Raw genomic sequence first — 2,221 nt, forward strand, 5'->3', positions numbered from 1 at the left:
CGAGCGGCAGCCCCTTGGTGGGGTCGGCCTTGACGATGACCTTGCCGTCCTGCATGTCCAGCTCTTCGGGCTTCAGCCCCTTGAAGGGGTTGGGCGCCTGCTTGCGGCCGAACCCGCCGAAGCCCCCGAACCCGCCCGTATCGGGAGGATTGTCCGCTTCCTCGACCGCCGCTTCCAGGATCATCTTCTTCAGTTTGTTGGCACACTCCTTGATCGCCCAGGACGAGGCCGTCGACCCGTCGCTCCCCCCCCCGAAGGGGCGGTAGATTTCATGGTGATCCAGGTCGATCTTGATGTCCTTGAACTCGAGCCCCAGCTCCTCGGCGATGACCATCGCGTTGGCTTCCAGCCCGTAGTGACCGATGATGGGCCCCTTGGAGGCGAGATGGATGACGCCGCCCCGGAGCTCGATCTTGGGGTTGTAGCCCGAAACGGAATGGCGCGGACACTGGTTGTAACGGAAGCTCGCCCCGTGCAGCCGCCCGTCGGGGAGTTTCTTGGCCCCCGTGGGGTGCCACTGCCAGTTCATCAGCTTCTTTACCGCCGCGACGCACGCTTCGTAACTGGGGACCGGGTCGGGGTCCGTCTGGGAGGTCGGCCCGTGCAGGTTCAGGGTGGCGATCTCGATCGGGTCCTTCCCCAGCTTTTCGGCGATCAGGTAGAGCCCCACCATGAGCGAATCCCAGCTCATGGGGTTGTGCTGGCCGCTGACATACATCTTGCCGCGGTTGCTGTCGACCACCTCCATGTTCTGCTTGACGTTCTCGCAGCGGGTGGTGAAGTAGGGGCCGTAGGTCTGGTCCATGGTATTGCCGAAGTTGGAACTCCCCTGGACCCCGCCGTCGGCGATCGAAAAGTCGTCGATGGCCGTGATCAGGCCGTTGCTCTTGTACCCCACCTTCATGTGGACGTAACGCTCGTTCAGGTTGAAGTCGTACATGTCGTGGCGGCCGTTGATGCAGCGCACCGGGCGGCCGGCCCGGCGGGCCAGCATGGGCGTGATCTGCTGCGATTTGCGGATCCCCCAGTCGCAGTAGCGCCCCCCGACGAACATGCATTCCTGGAAGACCTTTTCCGAGGCGACGCGGTTCATCCCCGCGACCTGGTCGTGGCCCCACGGGACCCCTTCGACCCGCAGGCTCTTTCCCTCGCCGTGCAGGGGGTCGTCAAACCACCAGGCGACGGTGCCCAGGGGGTTGGGCATATGGCCGGCGAACGCGGCGGTGTTCACGTCATATTCGATGATGTGGTCCGCTTCCCGGAAGCCCTTTTCGATGTCGCCGTCGAGCATGTTGGAGAAGGAGACGTTCCCCTTCTTGGGGGGGTTGTTCCCTCCCCCGCCCATCCCGAAGCCCCCCATCCCCCCCTTGGGGGCGGGGGTCGCCGGCCGGATGACGGGCGCGTCGGGCTTGCGCCCCTCGCGCAGATCCACGACGTGCGGCAGGACTTCCCATTCGATCTCGAGCGCCCGGAGGGCCTCGTCGCAGAGGTCGGCGTTTTCGGCCACCACGATCACCCCGACTTCCATCCCCTCCTGGTCGGCAAGGTTTCCGAGGAAACCGGGGCGTGCACCGCCCCCACCGAATCCGCCCATGCCGCCGCCGCCCAGGTTCTTCATATCCTCGTCTTCCCAGGTGACGATGTCGACGACGCCGGGGATCGCCTTGGCCTTGGCGGTATCGAGCTTCTTGATGCGGGCGTTGCCGTATGGGCTGCGGAGGAACTTGGCCTCGAGCATGTCGGGGACGACGTAGTCGACGCCGAATTTGGCCACGCCCGTCACCTGCGACCAGGACAACACGCCTGGGAGGTTCGGCTTGCCGACCACCCGGAAATGTTCCCTCTGTCCGTTGATTCCTGCAAGATCGGCCATGTTATGCATCTCCTTTCATGACGCCCGCCGCTTCCATGATGGCTGTCGGGTGGCGCGGGTAGGTGCCGCAGCAGCAGATGTTCCCCGCCAGCGCCTGCCGGCACTCCTCCGCCGTCGGCCTGGGATTCCTGTCGAGCAGGTTCTTGGCCGAGACCACGAAACCGGGGGTGCAGTAGCCGCACTGCATCGCGTCCCACTTGCAGTAGCTGTCCAGCAGCGGTTTGTACTTCGGGTCGGCCGCGATCCCCTCCACGGTCTCGATCTTCTTCCCCTCGCATTCCACCGCCAGCGTCGTGCAGGAGAGCACCGCCCGGCCGTCGATGATGACGGTGCAGGAGCCGCAGGCCC

The 2,221-nt window shown here is 65.2% G+C and carries 2 protein-coding genes; both read right to left on the reverse strand.

Features of this window, described 5'->3' with window-relative positions; translation table 11 throughout:
- Positions 1-1,873: xanthine dehydrogenase family protein molybdopterin-binding subunit (locus GXY47_12035; protein NLV31870.1), on the reverse strand; the 1,873-nt coding region annotated here is incomplete at its 3' end.
- A gap of 1 nt (position 1,874) precedes the next feature.
- A partial coding sequence (locus tag GXY47_12040) for a (2Fe-2S)-binding protein (protein NLV31871.1) occupies positions 1,875-2,221 on the reverse strand: 347 nt, incomplete at its 5' end.

The sequence above is a fragment of the Acidobacteriota bacterium genome, assembly GCA_012729555.1.
In the GTDB taxonomy this organism is placed as follows: Bacteria; Acidobacteriota; UBA6911; order UBA6911; family UBA6911; genus UBA6911.